The following is a 19,426-nucleotide window of genomic DNA, read 5'->3' as shown; positions in this document are numbered from 1 at the left end:
CTCACCCAAGAGCGCGATTATGAGCTGAAAACTTGAAAATCCTAGAGGGATGTTCGGGTCTTGAATTGCCATATTCGTCGAACCCTCAGTGACAGACCACGGTTTTAACCGCAAGGCGCCGGAAGTCTGCGCCGTATCGCTCAAGGATCGAACACACGTTACGGGGCTTGCTAGCATAACCAGTCAGACTTCGCCCGGGCTTATGCCCTCTTCAGCCCGGCCGAGTGGCCACCGCCAGAAAAATCGGGAAACGGCGCGTGGTGCCGTCGTCCAAGGTGCGTTCCATGTGGTGCGCGGTCGTGAATTCGACGTCGGCGAAGCCCGCAGCTTTCAGCTTATCCGCCAGCACCGTGCGATCGAACCCGTGATGGGCAATGCCCGGTTTGTCGCCGTGAAACGAGCCATCCTCGCGATCGAGGTCGGCCAGTGCAATCCGGCCGCCGGATTTCAGGCGATGGAAAAGCACGCGTAGCAAGGCATCCGTGTCGGCGATGTGATGCATGGTCATGCTGGACACGATGGCGTCGAATCGGCCTTCTGGCGGATTGTCGGGCAGATCCCCTACTTTCGCGTCGACGTTGTCGATGCCGTGTCGTCGTAATTTTTCGCGTAGCGCGTCGATCATGCCCGGCGCGCTGTCCAGGGCCAGAATCCGAGCCACGTGGGGCGCTAGCGCCGCGGTGATCAGGCCCGCGCCGCAACCGAACTCGAGCAGGCTTTCTTCGCCGGTCGGCGCGAGCGCCACACGCATGGCTTCGGCCACCGCTGAGGCCGTCTCGACGTGCCGGGGCTGGCTATCCCATTCCGCGGCAATGGCGTTGAAACGGTCGATATTCTGTTGGTTCAGATCGTCGTCGGCTGTGGGCATGCGAATCTCCGGGAGCGGCGTGATTGTCCGCGTATGAGGGACGGCCATGGGCACTGAACGCCGTAAAGGCGCTACAGGGCATACGCGCCTGTTAAATATAACCTTTTTGGCATCGGCTAATAATTCAGGCTTTGGGCGCGTCGACCTGCTGGCGGGCACAACACATACACTGCCGCCTGATCTTTCCCGCCCCGCCAACCACGACGTTCGTGCGACCGAGGAACCCATCCGCTATAGATTTTTAAATCGCGATGTTCGGAGAGCCTGCGAGCTGGTCGCGTTAACTGGCAACACCCCAAGATCCCGATTCGAGGCCGCATCCAGGCGTGCAGCGGCTCGCGTTTGTCACACCCGGGCCGAGCTGAACCGCTTCGCATTGTCGGCGTCGGCCGCATCGGTTCGGCGTCGCGCGCTCGACCCGCTTAAAGCCTGTCGTCCTGGCGACCGCCGTTTGGCCTCGTTCGGCGTATGCTGAGTAGATCGCGGATTGCTGGCCTATGCGATCGCGATGAATCCGGGCGTCGTGATTAATCCGAGAGGTGTGTCATGAGCAACCAACCGACATACGAAGGCCGTTGTTTCTGCGGCGCGGTGCAATTAGCCGTTACGGGCGAGCCGGCCGCCATGGGGTATTGCCACTGCGAGTCCTGTCGACAGTGGTCGGCTGGGCCAGTAAACGCGTTTACCCTATGGAAACCGGAAGCGGTACATATCACTCGCGGTGCCGATAATCTGGGCACGTATCACAAGACACCGCAGAGCTATCGCAAGTGGTGCAAGAGCTGCGGTGGTCATGTGCTGACCGAGCATCCCACGTTCGGCCTCACCGATGTGTTCGCCGCCGTGATACCGGACTTCCCGTTCCGGCCCGCGTTGCATGTGAACTATCAGGAAGCCGTTTTGCACATCCACGACGGGTTGCCGAAGTTGAAGGACTTCCCGGCCGAGATGGGCGGCTCGGGCGAAACGCTGGAGGAATAGCGCGACGCTCGTGCTGCGATACCGGAAACGCGGGTTCACCGGCCGAATTTTAGATACGGATCGCAGCACGGCAACGTTCCTGCCCTCGCGCCGCAAAGGCCGGAACGCCCGGCGTGCGATCTAAAGCACAATCGTGCGGTTACCGCTGATCATCACCCGATCTTCCAGGTGATGGCGCAGGCCGCGCGCGAGCACGGCTTTTTCGATGTCCTTGCCGTAGCGGATCAGGTCGCGCACGGAGTCGGTATGACTGACGCGGACGACGTCCTGGTCGATGATCGGCCCGTCGTCCAGCTTGGCGGTCACGTAATGACAGGTGGCGCCCACCTGTTTCACCCCGCGGCGATAGGCCTGCAGATACGGCGCGGCACCGACGAAACTGGGCAGGAAGCTGTGGTGGATATTCAGCACGCGCCCGCGCAGCCGCTCGCACAGCGATGGCGGCAGGATCTGCATGAAGCGCGCGAGTACCATCACTTCGCCCTCGGCCTGGACGAACAGCCGCTCGATCTCGTCGAACGCCGCCGCCTTGTCGGACTTGTCGATCGGCACGTGGTGGAACGGAATGCCGTGCCATTCGGTAAGGCCGCGGGCGTCGTCGTGGTTGGAGATGATGCACGGGATATCGATCGGCAACTCGCCCGACTGCCAGCGCTCCAGCAAGTCGTAGAGGCAATGCATCTGCCGGGAAACCAGGATCACGACGCGTTTTCGGACGGCGCTGTCGCTGATTTGCCAGTCCATTGCCATGTCTTGGGCCAGCGGCGCGAAGCGTTCTTGTAATGCCTCGAACGAGAACGGCAGCGAGTCGGCCCGAACTTCTACCCGCATGAAGAAGCGGCCGGACTCCTCATCGGAATGCTGGCTCGAACGCAGAATCCAGCCGCCATGCTCGGCGATGAAGCTGGCCACGCGCGCCACGATGCCGACGGTGTCCGGGCAGGAGAAACGCAAGGTATAGAAACGGCTACGGTCCATGACAAATGATGCTCGGGACGAAAAACGATGGAAGAATCGCGTCGGGTCAGCCCTCGCGCGATTCTGCGGGCCAATTTAACCCACTATGCCGCATGACAGGCGCCCCATCAGAGGCCCCAATCCGGATCGACGGCGATAGCGCTTCCGCCCAGCCCGGTCCCGCACCGATCGGTTGCACGGCATAAATCGCCGGACTCAGGGCGCCTCGCCGGTCAGCCAACCGCTGCGATGGCTCGCGCCTCCGCCGAGCCGTTTTGCCACCGTCTTGAACGTCTCGTTCAGCCGTTGATCCAGCTGCCACGGCGGGTTCAGGACCACGAGACCACTGCCGTACATCCCGTGCTCGTCGGCGTCTTGTCCAAGCCGGAGTTCACTGTTCCACAGCTTGGGAATGCCGGATTGACGCAGGCTATCGAGCAGCCGTTCGTGGCGCCGGGCGGCCAGCAGCGGATACCAGATCACGACAACCGCATGGCGGGCCTTGCGCACGATATGGCGCAGCGCCTTGCCGACCTCTTTGTACTCGGTTTTCACTTCGTAGCTCGGGTCGATGAGCACGCACAGACGCGGCGTATCCACCGGCAACATCTTGCGCAGCCCTTCCAGTCCGTCTGCGTGCAGACGTTGCTGGCGCTTGCCAGGCGCTGACAACGCATCGGCCTCGAGGGCTTGGTGTTCGGCCGGGTGCAGCTCGAACAGCGACAGCTGATCCTGCTTGCGCTGCAGATCGGCAAACCACCACGGCGACCCGGGGTAGCGCCGTAGCGTCGCCCCGCCCTGCAACGTCGCCAAGCGGCCGATCCATTCGCCGAGTGGCGAGTCGGCCGCGATGGCATCGCGTTGTTCCCACAGCGGGACGACGCCATTGCGATATTCGCCGTTCTTCTGCGACGCCTTGTCGGCGAGCTCGTACACGCCACGACCGGCATGCGTATCGACAAGCGTGATCGCCGAATCCTTGCGGTGCAGGGACTGCAGCAGCGTATACAGCGCCACGTGCTTGTGCACATCGGCGAAGTTACCGGCGTGATAGGCGTGCTGGTAGGAGAGCATGGCAACAGGCTTCGATTGGAGCGCATCAGCTTAGAGCCTGTTGCCGTTTCGTGCGAGTCCGTAGCGAGGCGCGCCATGCTTACCGACCGCGGCATTCGTCGATCCGCCACGCGTCATACGGGCTGGACGAGATGGCATCGACGCGCGTGGCTCGCTCGCGGGGCCGCAGATCCGGGGTGGCGCGGTACACCAGCCGCCCCAAACACGGCTTGCAGCGCCTTGGCACGAATCGTTCGATCGAACGACGGCCACTAAAAAGCTGCGCAATACAACCAAAGTGGCATGTCGACCATACATTTCAAAGGTTCAACATTTATTGAAGTCACGCTTACTACTGCGGTTTTGCGCAAGGACATTCGCCATGGCTTCCGACGCCGACGCGTCGCCGCTCGATTCGGCGCAGCAACGCACCCTCATTTACATCATCGTTACGATCGCCGCGCTGGCCGGGCTTTTGTTCGGTATGGACATCGGCATCATTCCCGGGGCGCTTCCGTGGATCAAGAAGACGTTCCATATCGGCGACGTGACACAGGAGTTCATCGTCAGCTCGATGATGCTCGGCGCTGCCCTGGGTGCCGCCGCCAGTGGTTGGTTATCTCGGAAATTCGGCCGCAAGATGACGCTGACCGTCAGCGGGACGGTCTTTATTCTTGGGGCCATCGGCTGCGCGCTGTCGGTCTCCCCGGCCATGCTGATCGCGACACGCGTCGTACTCGGCGTGGCGGTCGGCATCTCGTCTTACATCGCGCCGGTCTATCTGTCGGAGATCGCCCCGGAACGCATTCGCGGCACGCTCATCTCGTTTTACCAGTTGATGATCATGGGCGGCATTTTCGTGGCTTACCTCGTGGACGCGGGCTTCAACTATCCCGGCGGCTGGCGCTGGATGCTCGGGGTGATCGCCATTCCCGCGGGCATCATGGTGCTGGGCATGTACATCCTGCCGCGCAGCCCACGCTGGCTTGCCAATAATCAACGACGCGACAAAGCGCGTGATGTACTCATGCGCCTGCGCCAGGATCAGGCGACCGTCGACGCGGAAATGGCCCGCATCGACCAGAGCACCCAGCGCAGTGCGGTGGGCTGGCAGCTGTTCCGCGAGGACAAGAATTTTCGCCGCTCGGTCGGTCTGGGCATGTTGTTGCAGTTCATGCAGCAGTTCACCGGGGCCAACGTGATTCTGTATTACGCCCCGCATATCCTTAAGATGGCCGGCTATAGCAGTTCCAGCGAACAAATGTGGGGCACCGTCCTCATCGGCCTCGTTATGACGCTGGCCACATTGATCGCCATTACTTTCGTCGATCGTGTCGGACGCAAGCCGCTGCTATATATCGGCTTCACCGTCATGGGCGCCTGTATGGTCCTGCTCGGCGTGCTCTATGCCATCGGTCTGCAGCACGACACGACGCTGCAATACGCCGCGCTCGGGTTGCTGGCCATCTTCGTGATCAGCTATGCCATGTCGGCGGCCCCGATGGTGTGGATTCTGTGTTCCGAGATTCAGCCGCTCAAAGGCCGGGACTTCGGCGTGGCCTGCTCGACCGTCACGAACTGGCTGTCCAACTTCGTGATCGGCGTGAGCTTCCTCAGCCTGCTGAACATGCTCGGCAATGCGAATACGTTCTGGCTGTACGCCGCGCTCAATTTCCTGTTCATCGGATTCACGCTGGCCCTGATACCGGAAACCAAGGGCGTTTCGCTGGAACACATCGAAAACAACCTGTTCGCCGGCAACCGCCTGCGAGCGCTCGGCGCCTGATCATCGCCCGGGCGGCCAGCGGTCGTGCGCGCGTAGGTTGAGGTGTGTCGTCGAACCTCGGGTGATAAGTCACGCAGATTAAGTTGCGTGCATTATTATAGGTTTTAGCTATCTATTTTATTTCAATAATAGATTTAAACTTACGAGCGATTGCCGGCAGAATACGACTTCCGTTTTAGTCCTTAAGTCTTAACAGGAGCAGATATGTCGCTGATCAATACGTTCGTGAAACCGTTCAAGGCCACCGCTTATCACAACGGTGAATTCGTCGAGGTTTCCGACGAGACGTTGAAGGGTCAGTGGTCGGTGCTGTGCTTTTACCCGGCCGACTTCACGTTCGTCTGCCCCACCGAGCTCGAGGACCTGGCCGATCTCTACGACGAGTTCTCCTCGCGCGGCGTCGAGGTCTACGGCATCTCCTGTGACACGCACTTCGCTCACAAGGCCTGGCACGACACCTCGGAAGCCATCAGCAAGGTGCAGTACCCGCTGATCGGCGACCCGACCGGCACGCTGGCGCGTAACTTCGAAGTGATGGTCGAGGATCAGGGCGTGGCCCTGCGCGGCACCTTCCTGATCAACCCGGAAGGCCAGATCAAGCTGTTCGAGGTCAACGACGAAGGTATCGGTCGCGACGCCAACGAGATGCTGCGCAAGGTTCGCGCCGCACAGTACGTGGCCGCGCATCCGGACGAAGTGTGCCCGGCCAAGTGGAAGGAAGGCGAGGAAACGCTGAACCCGTCGCTGGATCTGGTCGGCAAGATCTAACCGACGCTTGTCGGGCCGGTTGACGCTTCAACCGGCCCACGCCCTTCCCCAGACGGCCGGCCCGCGGGCCGGCCGTTTTCGCATCAACGGAGCGTTTCTTCCATGTTGGATGACAACATCAAGCAACAGCTGACCGCGCATTTCGACAAGATCACGCACGACATCGAGATCGTGGCCTCGGTCGACGACGGCAAGGGGTCGACCGATATGCTGTCGATGCTCGAAGAACTGGCCGCCCTGTCGCCGAAGATCTCGCTGCACGAGTCGCGCGACGACAACGAGCGCAAACCCTCGTTCAACGTCAGCCGCGCCGGTGGCGACATGCATCTGCGCTTTGCCGGTATCCCGAGCGGGCACGAATTCACCTCGCTGGTGCTGGCGCTGCTGCAGGCCGGCGGCCACCCGGTCAAGGCCAGCGAATCGGTGATCTCGCAGATCGAGAACCTCGATGGCGAGTTCCATTTCGAAACCTATATTTCGTTGTCGTGCCAGATCTGCCCGGACGTCGTGCAGGCGATCAACGTGATGGCCGTGCTCAACCCGAACGTGCACGCCACCATGATCGACGGCGCGCATTTCCAGGATGAAGTCGAGTCCCGCGATGTGATGGCGGTGCCCACGATCTTCTTGAACGGCGAAGCGTTCCACTCCGGCCGCATCAGCCTGGAAGAGATCGTTAACCGTATCGACGACAGCGCCGCGGAGCGCGATGCCGCCGAGATCAACGCCAAGGATCCGTTCGACGTGCTGGTGGTCGGCGGCGGCCCGGCCGGCGCTTCGGCCGCGATCTATGCCGCGCGCAAGGGCATTCGTACCGGCGTGGTGGCGGATCGTTTCGGCGGCCAAGTGCTGGACACGGCTGGGATCGAGAACTTCATCTCGGTGCCCGAAACCGAAGGTCCGAAGCTGGCCACCCAGCTGGAGCAGCATGTGTTGTCCTACGAAGTGGACATCATGAAGCCGCAGACTGCGGCCGAGCTGGTCCCGGGCGAGCTGTTCGAGGTCAAGCTGGCATCGGGCGCCACGCTGCAGTCGCGTTCGGTGATTCTGTCGACCGGTGCACGCTGGCGCCAGATGAACGTGCCCGGCGAGGCCGAATACCGCAATCGCGGCGTGGCGTATTGCCCGCACTGCGACGGGCCGCTGTACAAAGGCAAGCACGTGGCGGTGATCGGCGGCGGCAACTCCGGCGTCGAGGCCGCGATCGATCTGGCCGGCATCGTCTCGCATGTCACGCTGATCGAATTCGACGGCCAGCTGCGCGCGGACGCCGTACTGCAGAGCAAGCTGCGTAGCCTGGGCAACGTCACCATCATCACCAGCGCGCAGACCACCGAAGTGGTTGGCGACGGCAAGAAGGTCACCGGGCTGAAATATCTCGATCGCACGAGCGACGAGATGCACGACATCGCCCTGGAAGGCGTGTTCGTCCAGATCGGCCTGATCCCGAATACCGACTGGCTCAAGGGCGTGGTCGACCTCACCCCGCGTGGCGAGATCATCACCGACGAACGCGGCCAGACGTCGCTGCCCGGCGTGTTTGCCGCCGGCGACGTGACCACCGTGCCGTACAAGCAGATCGTGATCGCCATGGGCGAAGGCGCGACCGCCTCGCTCGGCGCGTTCGATCATCTGATCCGCACGTCGGCACCGGCGACCGAAGCCAACGAGACCGCGGCCACTGAGCCAGCCTAACCGCCTCCCGGGCTGATAAGCCCCGAGCCGAGCGGCCCGCTATTGGCGGGCCGCTTTTTTTGGCCCACGAATTTGCGGCACCGGCATACGCCAGAGGGCTGGGCAGGACACGGCGCTCGTTCACGCCCTGTCGATCCGCGTGGGCTGTGGCGGGCCCCGTTCGCGAGCACGACGAGACCTCCCGCGCCGGGGGCGCGTCCGGGGGTTACCGGCGATAGTAAGCAACAGAAGCGACTCGCGCTGCCGCGCGAAGCCAGAATCGGCGATGGCGGGCGGCGCAAGACTTGTAGCCGCGCGTGTTCAGTATCCCGGCCTGACTAAGCCGTGCATTCGCCTTGCGTCGGCCCCGGCCCGCCGGTAAGCCCCGGGCGCAGCCGCCCCGGGAATGCGCCATTCATTCTTTAGTCCGCGGTTGCCTCAGGCAACATTCACATCCTGCTCGGGCGTCCGCAGCGCCTGCTCGGGCACTTTGATCGTGACGGTCATGCCGTTATCGGTCTGGGTCTGTACCTCGGCATCGATACGCTCGCCGAGCAAAGCGATCAGTTCGTGACCGTCGCCCTGCTCCGGCGTCGATTTCATGCCCTGCCCGTTGTCCGCAACCGTGATCGTGAGATAGCCGGCATCGCGCCGCAGCCGAACGCGCACCGTCCCCTGCTCGCCTTGCTGAAAGGCATGTTTGCTGCTGTTGGCGATCAGCTCGTTGACAATCAGTGCCAACGGGATCGCACGATCGAGATCGGCGTGCGCCGGGGCGATGTCCGGCACGATGGTTACGTTACTCTCGTCGCTCGCATAGAACAGGTTGAGGTTCTCGCAGAGCTCTTCGAGATATTGCCCGAACTCGACAACCCGGGCACGACCGGACTGATACAGATGCTGGTGCAAACGGCCAAGCGTGGTCACGCGATTGCGCACCGCGCGAAAACGTTGTTGTGCCACCGGGTCGTCAAGCCGTGCCGTCTCGATGGACAGTAGGTTGCTCACGACCTGCAGATTGTTCTTCACTCTGTGATTGAGCTCGTCGAGCAGCGCTTCTTTCTCGCGCAGCAGGCCATCCTTCTCGCGAACCGCCTCCTCGAGCGCCGCTTCGGTCTGCGTCCGCTCGTAAGCCGATGCCACGACGTTGGCCAGCGACTGCAGAAATGCGGCGTCGTCGGCGTCGAACACCCGGTTGCGGGCCGACGTATCGGCCTCGAGTACGCCAAACGGCTTGCCCTTGCCCTGAATAATAACGTTGATGGCCTTGTCGACGCCGTGCTCGGCGAGCAACTCGGGCATACGAAAACGATCTTCATCCTGAAGATGGTTGGCGATCACCGCCTGCCCGGTGTGTAACGCATAACCGGCCGGCGAACCCAGCTCGCCGTCGATCGTGGTTTGGCCGACCACGCCTTCGCGCCAGCCGACACCGGCGTACACCAGCAGACGATTATCCTCGGGCTGATAGCGCAGGACCTTGGCCAGCCTGGAGTTGACGCCTTCGGCGGCCAGTCGGGCTGCCTCGTGCGCCAGAGCGGCCAGATCTCGGTTATCCAACGCATACAGACCGAATTCCGAAATCAGCGATTGCTGACGCAGACGGTATTCAATGGCTTTGTTTGTCATGTCACAAAAACAGGCCGGGATTCGTGAAGGACAGGTTCGGGCCGGGCCAGCCTATAAATCATAGCGCATGACGACCGATTCGGCCGCACATCCGTGCACGCACGCTGCAACGCGGGACCGCACCGGCCCCGCCAGCGCATGTTTCGTTGAACCCATACACATGGCGGCCGGGCGCCCGAACACGGGCCGCGCCGACAGCAACGCGACGCACGGCGCCCCAAAACCGGTCATACGGCCCGTCAGCGCGCACGCCCCGACCGATACGATACCCGTCGTGGCTATCGCTTTACGGCGTACTGGCAATCAAGCGGCTCGACGACGGCGCACCGCAATGCAGATATCGCGAGTGCTTGATCCATTTGGACTTGGGGTAGTACGCAAACACGTACTGGCCATCCTTGAGGCTATTGATCAGCGGTTTGACGATCGCCGGCCGCACGGCCGGACAGCCCAGGCTTCGGCCCAGCCGACCGACACGGTGAATGAACGCCGGGGTGGCATAGCTGGCGCCGTGAATGACGATCGCACGACTGTAGGCATTGCTGTTGATGCCCGGCTCCAGCCCCTTGAGCCGGAGCGCATAACCGTCGTGGCCTTCATAGCTGTTGAGCGTACGGAACAGGCCAAGGCTGGACTCGTGGCTGTCCGGCACGTTGGAGAAGCGTACGGCCTCGTTCGCGCCGCTGGCGCGGCCATGCGCCACCCATTCCTTGAACAACAATCGCGGGCGGGACAGATCGAACACCCACAAGCGGCGCTCGGTCGAGGGCAGCGAATAATCGATTACGGCCAGTCGATCCGCGACCGGTTGGCCGTGCCGCTCGGCGCAACTCATGGCCGAGGCCGCCAGAGCGAGCACCTTCGGATCGGCGCTCGGCGCCAGGCGTTCGAGCGTATCGGACAAACTGGCGGCATGCGCGGCACCCGCCAGCGCGCCCCAGCTTACCAACGCATACCCGAGGGTTTTGGGGACCGCCGGTCGCCGACCGGCGCGGGCAATAATGGACGAAACAAGGCACGACAGCGGTTGGATCAGCATCGTTCGCGGGCCCGTGTAGCCATGATGACGGCCCGGCGTATTGATTCCAATCAAGGTCCACCGCGGCACAAGCCGCCATTATCACCAAATAACGATCTGAGACAACCGCTTGGAGAAAACCGCGTGCGCGCACGACGCTATCTGGCAACACTCGGCATCGGTCTGTTGCTTTGCGCGACACTCGGTCCGGCCTGGGGCGACACCGGCCCTGACCCGGCGGTCGCACAACAGTTGCAGACGATGCTCGCGCAGACGCAATGGTCGAACGCGCCGGCCGATGCAAGCCTGGACCAGGTCCGGCGTTTCTACCAGACACGCGATTTTCGACCGGTGTGGAATCGACCCGACGCCGTGCCCGCGTTCGTGGCCGCGCTCTACACGCTGGTCGACGACGGCCTCGAGCCGAGCGATTACGGCGCGGGCCGTATCGAGGCCGCCTATCGCCGCGCCTACGCGCCCGATGGCAATTCAGCGACCCGCGCCGCCTTCGATCTGGTCGCCACGCGGCTTTATCTAAGCGTGCTCGACGACCTGAACCGGGGCAAGGTCGACCCGGCGCTACTGGCCCCCGTATGGGGCTTGCCGGTCGAGCGATATCATCCCGATATGGCCGCGCTGTCGCGGTCGGTAGATACGCTCGACTTCGAGCACGCTTTTGCCATGGCGCGCCCGACCCACCCGACCTACCAGCGGTTGCGCGCCGCGCTCGCCCGCTATCGGGACATCCAGAATCGTGGCGGCTGGCCGACGCTACCCGCCGCGGCCGGCACGTTACGTCCGGGCGATATCAACCCGGCCGTGCCTCTGCTGCGCCAGCGACTGGCCGCGGTCGACGATATTCCGACCCCGTCGGCCGCGCCCGATGTATACAACGACGCACTCGCCGCCGCCGTGCGTCGCTTCCAGCGCGCGCATTACCTGAACGCCGATGCCGTGGTCGGGGCCCAGACCCGTGCGGCATTGAACGTCGGCGTGGCCGCTCGTATCGACCAGATTCGCGTCAATCTCGAACGAGCGCGACTGCTCATGCATAACCTGCCGCGATCATTCGTGCTGGTGGATATTGCCGGTTATCGACTCACGTATTACCGACCGGATGGGCAAGTCTGGCGCACACGCATCGTGGTCGGTTTGCCGTATCGGCGCACGCCGTCATTGCGCTCGGACATCACGCATCTGACCTTCAACCCGACGTGGACTGTTCCCGCGTCGATCACGTATCGCGAAATGCTGCCGCGCATCCGTCGCAGTCCCGGTTATCTGGCACGCGAACACCTGCGCGTGCTCTCGCCCTCGGGGCACGTACTCAACCCCGCGGCGATCGATTGGTCGCAGCCACCGCTGATCGTGCTCCGGCAGAGCGCCGGGCCGGACAATGCACTTGGTCGGGTGGTCTTTCGATTCCCGAATCCGTATACGGTTTATTTGCACGACACGCCGAGCCAGTCGCTATTCGACCAACCGCGCCGCGCGTTCAGCCACGGCTGCATGCGGGTCCAACACGCGCTCGAATTCGCTCGGCTTTTGCTCGACGATGCCCAGCACTGGAACGCCGCCGACATCGACCGTGTCGTGGCCTCCGGCAAAACGACCCGCGTGAATCTCGTCCATCCGGTGCCGGTGATCGTGCACTACTGGACGGTCAATGTCGGCGCAGACGGGCGGCTGGCGTTCAAACCGGATATCTACGCCCGCGATCAAGCGCTGCTGGCCGCGCTCGACCAGCCGCTGGATCTGGTGCGCAATCTGCACTGATCCGGGCGTAAGAAAACGTCCGCTGCGGCGGCGGGCCTCTTCATGCATCGAGGCGAATCGATCGAGGCCGGTTTCTACAAAAACACTGAGACGCCCATAGCGCACCAGACCCTACAAGAACCGCTGGCGCACCCGACAGACGCTGCCCTATAGTGGGAATAAAGCGGTCTGCGGGAAAAACCCCGAACACGGACCTCATAATCAAAAAAGGGGGGAGGCAGCCCGGGCCGACCGACGCTGATGGTGCAGGACAAATCCAAGCGACACCGCGCGCCATGCCGTGCGCCGAGCGAGCCGTGTCTTGGCGATACCGGCGGTGTGCCACGTGATGCCTCGCATCGAGCCGCCGTACTCACTTTGCTGCTCTGGATCACGGCGGTCGGGTCGCTGTTGTTCACCGTCTGGAATCTGTTCTACCAGCATATCGCTTTGGCGGCCGTCGAATTCGTTCTGGCCGGCTATGCCTTAATCCTGTTGTGGGCGACTCGCGGGCGGTCCGATCCCGGCTATTACGCGCTGGGGTTTGTGGTACCGCTCGGCCCAGGGCCTGTTCGGCTATATGGCGGTGCCGCTGAGCGAATCGCTCTATGTCTGGATGCTGGCGATCCCGGTTGTGTCCTACATCCTGCTGGGGCAATGGCTCGGCTTCGCCGTGACCGTGGTTTTCTTCGCCCTGGCGGTGGGGAGCTCGGTCATCAAGCTGGGCGACTCGCACGTCGCCTGGGAAGCCGCCTCGCTGAACCTCGCGGTTTGCTTCATTTCGGTGGCCGGCCTGGCGCACGTCTATGAAGTCGTAAGGGCCAATACCGAGCGCCAGCTGCGCGCCTCCGCGCTTCGCGATTCGCTAACCGGCACGTTCAATCGCACCGGATTGAACGTGCGCTTTGACTACTACGAAGAAGCCGCGGCCGACGTGCCCGCCGCCCTCGGGCTGATTCTTCTCGACCTCGACCATTTCAAGCGCGTCAACGATACACACGGGCATCATGCCGGCGATCGCGTATTGCGCCGCGTCGCGCGCTGTATCGATACCCATATCGAGTCCGGGGACACCGCGGGCCGGCTGGGCGGCGAGGAATTCGTCGTACTGCTGCCTGATCGCGATCTGGACCAGACGCGGCGGGTTGCCGAGCGTATTCGTTATGCGATCGCGTCGTCCCACGGGCGCGACAAGAGCCGACCGATCGAGATTACCGCGACGCTGGGCGTCGCCGTGCGTCACCGTGGCGAAAGCCTCGATACGTTACTCGCCCGGGCCGATGCGCGGCTTTATTGCGGCAAACTCAACAACCGCGATCAGGTGGTGTCGGCCGTACCGCCCGACGCCGATCCGAAGCACGTCTGACCGGCGGACGGTTGCACACGGCCGATTCTGACGTCATATATGCGCGCATGAGTGCCAGCGCTCCGAATCATCTGCGAAAGATCGTCCACGTCGACATGGACGCGTTCTATGCGTCGGTGGAACAGCGCGACGACCCTGCACTGCGCGGCAAGCCAGTGGTGGTGGCCCAGCGCAGCGCGCGGGCGGTGGTCACCGCGGCAAGTTACGAGGCCCGGCCGTTCGGGATTCATTCGGCCATGCCGGCATTACGCGCGGCCAAGCTCTGCCCCGAGGCGATCTTCGTGCCCCCGGATTTCGCGCGTTATCGGGCGGTGTCGGCGCAGATTCGCGAAATCTTCTTTCGTTACACGCCGCACGTCGAGCCGTTGTCGCTGGACGAAGCCTATCTCGATGTCACCGAACCGTTGATCCCCTCGCCGTCCGCCACCGAAACAGCGCGCGCGATTCGATCGGCGATTCGCGAAGAAACCGGGCTCACCGCCTCGGCCGGGATTGCGCCGAATAAATTTCTGGCCAAGATCGCCTCCGACTGGCGCAAACCCGATGGCCAGTTCGTGATCAAACCACACCACGTCGATCGCTTTCTCGTGGATCTGGAAGTCGGCAAGATCCCCGGCGTCGGCCAGGTGATGCGATCCAAGCTGGCGGAGATGAATGTGACCACCGCCGGCGATCTGCGCGCGGTCGGCGCCGCCGTGCTCGTAGAGCGCTTCGGCCGCTGGGGCCAGCGTCTGTCCGAGCTCGCCGAGGGCATCGATGATCGCCCGGTGAAGTCGCATCGCGAGGCGGTGCAGATTTCGGCCGAAGACACGCTGCGGGAGGATCTGCCGTTGTCGGAACTGGCGCCGCACATCCAGCGCATGGCGGACAAGACCTGGTCGAACTACCAGCGCAAGGCCGAACGCGTCGCCTGCACGATCGTGCTCAAACTCAAGACCTCCGACTTCCAGATCCTCACCCGCAGTTATACCCCGGTCGCCCCGCCACGCAGCGCCGCGGAGCTCGCAGAAATCGCCTGCGCCCTGCGAGATCGCGTCGGCCGCGATCCGAACGAACGCTATCGGCTGGTCGGCGTGGGCCTGTCCGGGTTCGTCGCGGATCATGAAGCGACGCGACAAACAGCCCTGTTCTGACGAACTTAGCGCCTATTCCAATAGGCGCTTAGTCGCCTAAAGTTGCTGACGCCCCGCTCGATCCCGGATTGACGACAGCCGAGCGCTTTGCTGCGATATGAAAATAACTCGCACCGGTAGCATCGATGGGTTATTGGCTCTATTACTGGCCGAGCATTGCCGGCCGCGGCGAATTCGTACGTCTGGCACTGGAGGACGCTGGCGTCGACTATGTCGATGTCGGTCGCGACCGGGGCGCCAACGCTGTCGCGCAGATGATCCACAACGGCGACCACTTCGCCCCGCCGATCCTCGCCGACGAACACGAATCCGTCTCGCATGTGGCGCATATCCTGGCGTGGATCAGCCGGCCGCTCGATCTCGCGCCGCAAGACGAGCGCGATTTCCGGCGTATGCATCAAATGCAGCTCACGCTTACGGATTTCGTGGCGGAAATCCACGACACCCATCATCCGCTCGGCGCCAGTCTGTATTACGAAGAACAGAAGGAAGCAGCGGCCCGCCGCAGCGCCGTGTTCATCGATGATCGGCTGCCGAAGTTCCTCGCCTATTTCGAACGCGTGCTCACCGACAATCCGGACAGCGACGAATGGGCTATCGGTCGCCGCTGCACCACACTCGATCTCTCGCTGTTCCAGGTTATGCGCGGCCTGCGCTACGCGTTCCCGAATGCACTCGCCGAAAACGAAACACCAGCGCTCGACGAACTCACACGGCGGGTTGCCCGGCGCCGGCGTATTGCCCGGTATCTCGACAGCGAGCGTTGCATCGGTTTTAACGAGGACGGCGTATTCCGCCGCTACCCCGAGCTCGACAGGCCCGATCAATGAAGCAGGATTTCTGGCTCGAACGTTGGGATAAGAAACAGATCGGGTTTCATCAACCCGAGGGGCATCCTCTCCTGCGCGAGCACTGGTCGCAGCTGTCGCTGGTGCCGAACAGCCGCATCCTCGTACCGCTCTGCGGCAAATCTCGCGATATGCTCTGGCTCGCCGAGCAGGGGCATCGCGTCACCGGGGTCGAGCTGAGCGCGATCGCCGCGCGCGAGTTCTTCGAGGAGGCCGAGCTGACCTACCGGCGCCAACGCGTGGGCGCCTTCGACTGCTTCGTGGGCGATCAGGTCGAGATCCGCGTGGGCGATTTCTTCGATCTGCCGGCTGCCGATCTCGCCCGCTTCGAGGGTTTCTACGATCGCGCCGCGCTCATCGCCCTGCCCGAAGACATGCGACGCGCGTACGTCGATCACCTCATGTCGGGGCTGCGCCGCGGTGCCACCGGCCTGCTGATCACCTTCGGTTACGACCCGGCGATCATGGACGGCCCGCCCTTCAACGTCGATGATGAGGATGTCGGCGAACTCTATGGCCGCTACGCCCATGTCGATCTGCTGGCAGAACGACGCGGCCTGCCGGATAGCGATCACCTGCGCGAGCGCGGGCTGACCGACGCACGCGACGGCATTTATCGCATCGTGCGGCGCTAAATCTGAAAACACGCCTTGTCGAATAACGCGATTCGTGCTGAGATCGCGTTAACGCCCGTTCACGCCTCGGCATGCAACCGCGCCTGCTCAAGCATTTCATGAACGTCTGGCCGCCCTTTGCGGCCAGCGGCATCCACGTCGCCCATCTCGCCGACGACTGGAGTGTGGCCCGCGTGACGCTGCGGCTGCGCCGGTGGAACCGCAATTACGTTGGGACCGGGCGTGTTGAAGTGTCGTGCGAGTCCGCGCCAAGCGCTGTTTTGCGGCAAGACGAGGCGTAGCGAACGCGGCGTAGTGGGCCTACGCGAGAGAGCAACAACGCTGGATTGCCGCAAAACAGCGCTTGTCCCTTCGGGTTGGGCCGCAAATCCCGCCCGGCGGCGTTGCGAGTCTGGGTCGTGGCACGCCACGGCGCGGCGACTCGCGCCTTGCCGGACACGATTTGCGGACGCCAACGCGGCGCTCGCACGACACTTCAACACGCCCGTTCGGTGGCAACCTGTTCAAGATGTGCGATCCGTTCTGGATGCTGCTGGCGATGGAACGCCTGGGGCACGACTACATCGTGTGGGACAAGGCCGGCGAGATCGAGTTCGTCGCCCCCGGGCGCGAAACGGTACATGCCGAGTTCGTGTTCGACGACGCCCTGCGCGCCGAAGCCGTCGCCGCCACCGAAGGCGGCGACAAGTTCCTGCGCTGGTACGAGAACGACATCACCACGGCCGACGGCACGGTGATCGCCCGCGTACGCAAACAGCTCTATATCCGGCGCAAGCGACGCGACCGCTGAGCGAACCACCGCGCGGCAACCCGCCCCCGCCCGGCACGTTTTTTTCCGGGTCACGAGACGCCCGAAGACCGAGCGACTCGCTATATCAGCGGAAATCTCCGGGTAAAACCGTTCGCTAGGGCGTGTTGAGGTTTCGTGCGAGTCCGCGCCAAGCGCTGTTTTGCGGCAAGACGAGGCGTAGCGAACGTGGCGTAGTTGTTCTACGCGAGAGAGCTATAACGCTGGATTGCCGCAAAACAGCGCTTGGCCCTTCGGGTTGGGCCGCAAATCCCGCCCGGCGGCGTTACGAGTCTGGGTCGTGGCACGCCACGACGCGGCGACTCGCGCCTTGCCGGACACGATTTGCGGACGCCAACGCGGCGCTCGCACGAAACCTCAATACGCCCTAGAACGCCGCCCGCCGATAACGCCGATAGCGCGGGAACCAGAAATTGCGCTCGACCGAGGCCTCGATCGCTTCGTCCGAGGACGACAACGCCACGCCGTCTTTCTGTGCCTGCTTGGCCACGGCAAACGCGATCGCCTTGGATAAGTCGCGCACGTCCGACAACGCGGGCAGCAGCGCGCCGGTATCCGAATGCGCCAGCGGGGAATTTTCGGCCAGCGCGCGCGAAGCTGCCATGAGCATCTCGTCGGTGACCTTCGAGGCATTCGCGGCGATCACGCCCAGGCCGACACCGGGGAAAATATAGGCGTTGTTGCACTGGGCGATCGGGATCTTGCGGCCGTTGATCTCGACGTCGTCGAACGGGCTGCCGGTGGCCACCAGCGCATCGCCGTCGGTCCAGGTGAGGATTTCTTCCGGCGTGGCTTCCACGCGCGACGTCGGGTTCGACAACGGCATCACGAACGGATGCTTGCACTGGCTGTGCATCTGCTTGATGACTTTTTCGGAGAACAGCCCGCGCTGGCCGGATACGCCGATCAGCACCGTCGGCTCGGCATTCTCCACCGTGGTCATCAAGGCCTCGTCGCCGAGATCACCCGACCAGTCCGACAGGTCGCTTTTCTTCTGCGCCAACTTCTGCTGGAAGTCGTAGAGATTATCCATGTCGTCGGTCAGCAAACCGGCTTTGTCGATCATGAAGATACGCTGGCGTGCTTCTTCGTCCGACAGGCCTTCGTCGGTCATGGCCACGATGATCTGCTCGGCAATGCCACAACCGGCGGAGCCGGCGCCGACGAACACAATGCGCTGGTCCGAGACCTTCTCTTTCTTGGCCTTGCACGCCGCGAGCAGCGAGCCGACACAGATGGACGCGGTGCCCTGGATATCGTCGTTGAAGCAGCAGATCTGATCGCGATAGCGCTTGAGTAGCGGGTTCGCGTTGGTCTGGGCGAAATCCTCGAACTGCAGCAGCACTTTCGGCCAGCGCCGCTTGACGGCCTGGACGAACAGATCCACGAACTCGGCGTAGGCCTCGTCCGAGATCCGCTCGTGGCGCCACCCCATGTACATCGGATCGTCGAGCAGCTGCTGGTTGTTGGTACCCACATCCAGCACGACCGGCAGCGTATAGGCCGGCGACACGCCACCGCAGGCCGTGTATAGCGACAGTTTGCCGATCGGGATGCCCATGCCGCCGATGCCCTGGTCGCCCAGGCCCAGGATGCGCTCGCCGTCGGTGACCACGATCACGCGGACGTTGTCCTTGGTGGCGGAGCGCAGCATGTCGTCCATGCGATGCCGGTCGGGGTACGAGATGAACAACCCGCGGTGGTTGCGATAAATCTCGGAGAACTGCTCGCAGGCCTCGCCGACGGTCGGCGTATAGATGATCGGCATCATCTCTTCCAGATGCTCTTCAAGCAGCCGGAAGAACATGGTTTCGTTGTCGTCCTGAATGCCGCGCAGATAGATGTGCTTGTCGAGCGCGGTATCGCAGGCCTTGTACTGCTTGTACGCGCGCTCGACCTGTTCCTCGATGGATTCGACGTTCTGTGGCAGCAGACCGATCAGGTTGAAATCCACCCGCTCGTCGGCGGAAAAAGCACTGCCCTTGTTGAGAAGCGGCATCTCGAGCAGCGTCGGGCCCGCATACGGGATATAAAGCGGACGTTTTTCGCGATCGGTCATGACGTGGCGTGCGGGCAGCAATGAATGGGGTGCCTAGCATAACCTCTCTGCCCGCCATGGCCACCCGACAGATTACCGAGATCGCACG

The 19,426-nt window shown here is 62.9% G+C and carries 17 protein-coding genes and 1 pseudogene; 12 read left to right on the top strand and 6 right to left on the bottom strand.

The genetic code is table 11. The annotated features are described in order from the left end of the window. Nucleotides 1–211: 211 nt before the first annotated feature. Entirely contained in the window at nt 212–868 is a 657-nt protein-coding gene (locus tag C41B8_RS13080; protein WP_037338964.1) for a class I SAM-dependent methyltransferase, read from the bottom strand. Between the two features lie 546 nt (nt 869–1,414). Here C41B8_RS13080 and C41B8_RS13075 point away from each other — a divergent pair. Continuing rightward, on the top strand, nt 1,415–1,849 hold the full coding sequence (locus C41B8_RS13075) for a GFA family protein (protein ID WP_037338962.1): 435 nt from the start codon (nt 1,415–1,417) through the stop codon (nt 1,847–1,849). 120 nt (nt 1,850–1,969) lie between these two features. Here the strand turns inward: C41B8_RS13075 and purU are convergent, their stop codons facing one another. Both purU and C41B8_RS13065 read right to left on the bottom strand, forming a co-directional pair. Beyond that, the gene (purU, locus tag C41B8_RS13070) at nt 1,970–2,827 is read right to left on the bottom strand and encodes a formyltetrahydrofolate deformylase (protein ID WP_037338959.1); all 858 of its coding nucleotides are present in this window, start codon (nt 2,825–2,827) and stop codon (nt 1,970–1,972) included. Between the two features lie 195 nt (nt 2,828–3,022). Continuing rightward, entirely contained in the window at nt 3,023–3,880 is an 858-nt protein-coding gene (locus tag C41B8_RS13065) for a 23S rRNA (adenine(2030)-N(6))-methyltransferase RlmJ (protein ID WP_037338957.1), read from the bottom strand. A 361-nt stretch (nt 3,881–4,241) separates the two neighbouring features. Between C41B8_RS13065 and C41B8_RS13060 the strand changes: the two genes are divergently transcribed. The 3 genes from C41B8_RS13060 (at nt 4,242) to ahpF (ending at nt 8,108) form a co-directional block, all read left to right on the top strand. Next, nucleotides 4,242–5,645, top strand: a complete 1,404-nt coding sequence (locus tag C41B8_RS13060) for a sugar porter family MFS transporter (RefSeq protein WP_037338955.1) — start codon at nt 4,242–4,244, stop codon at nt 5,643–5,645. A 204-nt stretch (nt 5,646–5,849) separates the two neighbouring features. After that, nucleotides 5,850–6,413: an alkyl hydroperoxide reductase subunit C gene (gene ahpC / locus C41B8_RS13055; RefSeq protein WP_037338953.1), complete on the top strand. Its 564-nt coding sequence runs from the start codon at nt 5,850–5,852 to the stop codon at nt 6,411–6,413. 102 nt (nt 6,414–6,515) lie between these two features. Then, nucleotides 6,516–8,108, top strand: a complete 1,593-nt coding sequence (ahpF, locus tag C41B8_RS13050) for an alkyl hydroperoxide reductase subunit F (protein ID WP_037338951.1) — start codon at nt 6,516–6,518, stop codon at nt 8,106–8,108. Nucleotides 8,109–8,525: 417 nt separating this feature from the next. Here the strand turns inward: ahpF and C41B8_RS13045 are convergent, their stop codons facing one another. Then, a complete protein-coding gene (locus C41B8_RS13045) occupies nt 8,526–9,716 on the bottom strand; it encodes a sensor histidine kinase (RefSeq protein ID WP_051883493.1) in 1,191 nt (396 codons plus the stop codon). Between the two features lie 286 nt (nt 9,717–10,002). Next, a complete protein-coding gene (locus tag C41B8_RS13040; protein ID WP_084188949.1) occupies nt 10,003–10,755 on the bottom strand; it encodes a murein L,D-transpeptidase catalytic domain family protein in 753 nt (250 codons plus the stop codon). A gap of 123 nt (nt 10,756–10,878) precedes the next feature. Here C41B8_RS13040 and C41B8_RS13035 point away from each other — a divergent pair, with 123 nt between their 5' ends. From C41B8_RS13035 to C41B8_RS13005, 8 genes and pseudogenes are all read left to right on the top strand, one after another. After that, nucleotides 10,879–12,510 (top strand): L,D-transpeptidase family protein, encoded by a 1,632-nt coding sequence (locus C41B8_RS13035; RefSeq protein ID WP_051883492.1) that lies wholly within the window; start codon nt 10,879–10,881, stop codon nt 12,508–12,510. A gap of 240 nt (nt 12,511–12,750) precedes the next feature. Next, nucleotides 12,751–12,987 (top strand): annotated as a pseudogene (locus tag C41B8_RS21165) (hypothetical protein); the annotation flags it as partial. A gap of 46 nt (nt 12,988–13,033) precedes the next feature. Further along, nucleotides 13,034–13,855, top strand: coding sequence for a GGDEF domain-containing protein (locus C41B8_RS13030; RefSeq protein WP_037338949.1), 822 nt, complete (start codon nt 13,034–13,036; stop codon nt 13,853–13,855). A gap of 47 nt (nt 13,856–13,902) precedes the next feature. Further along, entirely contained in the window at nt 13,903–14,988 is a 1,086-nt protein-coding gene (gene dinB, locus C41B8_RS13025; RefSeq protein WP_198025186.1) for a DNA polymerase IV, read from the top strand. Between the two features lie 125 nt (nt 14,989–15,113). Continuing rightward, nucleotides 15,114–15,818 carry a glutathione S-transferase gene (locus C41B8_RS13020; protein WP_037338947.1) on the top strand — a complete coding sequence of 235 codons (705 nt, stop codon included), beginning with the start codon at nt 15,114–15,116 and terminating at the stop codon, nt 15,816–15,818. Further along, nucleotides 15,815–16,471 (top strand): thiopurine S-methyltransferase, encoded by a 657-nt coding sequence (tmpT, locus tag C41B8_RS13015; protein ID WP_037338945.1) that lies wholly within the window; start codon nt 15,815–15,817, stop codon nt 16,469–16,471. The genes C41B8_RS13020 and tmpT overlap by 4 nt, the downstream gene beginning before the upstream one ends. Before the next feature lie 71 nt (nt 16,472–16,542). Beyond that, nucleotides 16,543–16,752 (top strand): DUF4442 domain-containing protein, encoded by a 210-nt coding sequence (locus tag C41B8_RS13010; protein WP_037338942.1) that lies wholly within the window; start codon nt 16,543–16,545, stop codon nt 16,750–16,752. Nucleotides 16,753–16,838: 86 nt separating this feature from the next. Next, nucleotides 16,839–17,261 (top strand): DUF4442 domain-containing protein, encoded by a 423-nt coding sequence (locus C41B8_RS13005; protein WP_415752837.1) that lies wholly within the window; start codon nt 16,839–16,841, stop codon nt 17,259–17,261. A 385-nt stretch (nt 17,262–17,646) separates the two neighbouring features. Here C41B8_RS13005 and C41B8_RS13000 read toward each other — a convergent pair whose 3' ends face one another. Beyond that, nucleotides 17,647–19,338 (bottom strand): NAD-dependent malic enzyme, encoded by a 1,692-nt coding sequence (locus tag C41B8_RS13000; RefSeq protein WP_037338939.1) that lies wholly within the window; start codon nt 19,336–19,338, stop codon nt 17,647–17,649. Nucleotides 19,339–19,426 lie beyond the last annotated feature (88 nt).

The sequence above is a fragment of the Salinisphaera hydrothermalis C41B8 genome, from assembly GCF_000732535.1.
GTDB classification, from domain to species: domain Bacteria; phylum Pseudomonadota; class Gammaproteobacteria; order Nevskiales; family Salinisphaeraceae; genus Salinisphaera; species Salinisphaera hydrothermalis.
Note: the sequence above shows the minus strand (reverse complement) of the source record. Positions and strands in the feature narration are given on the sequence as shown.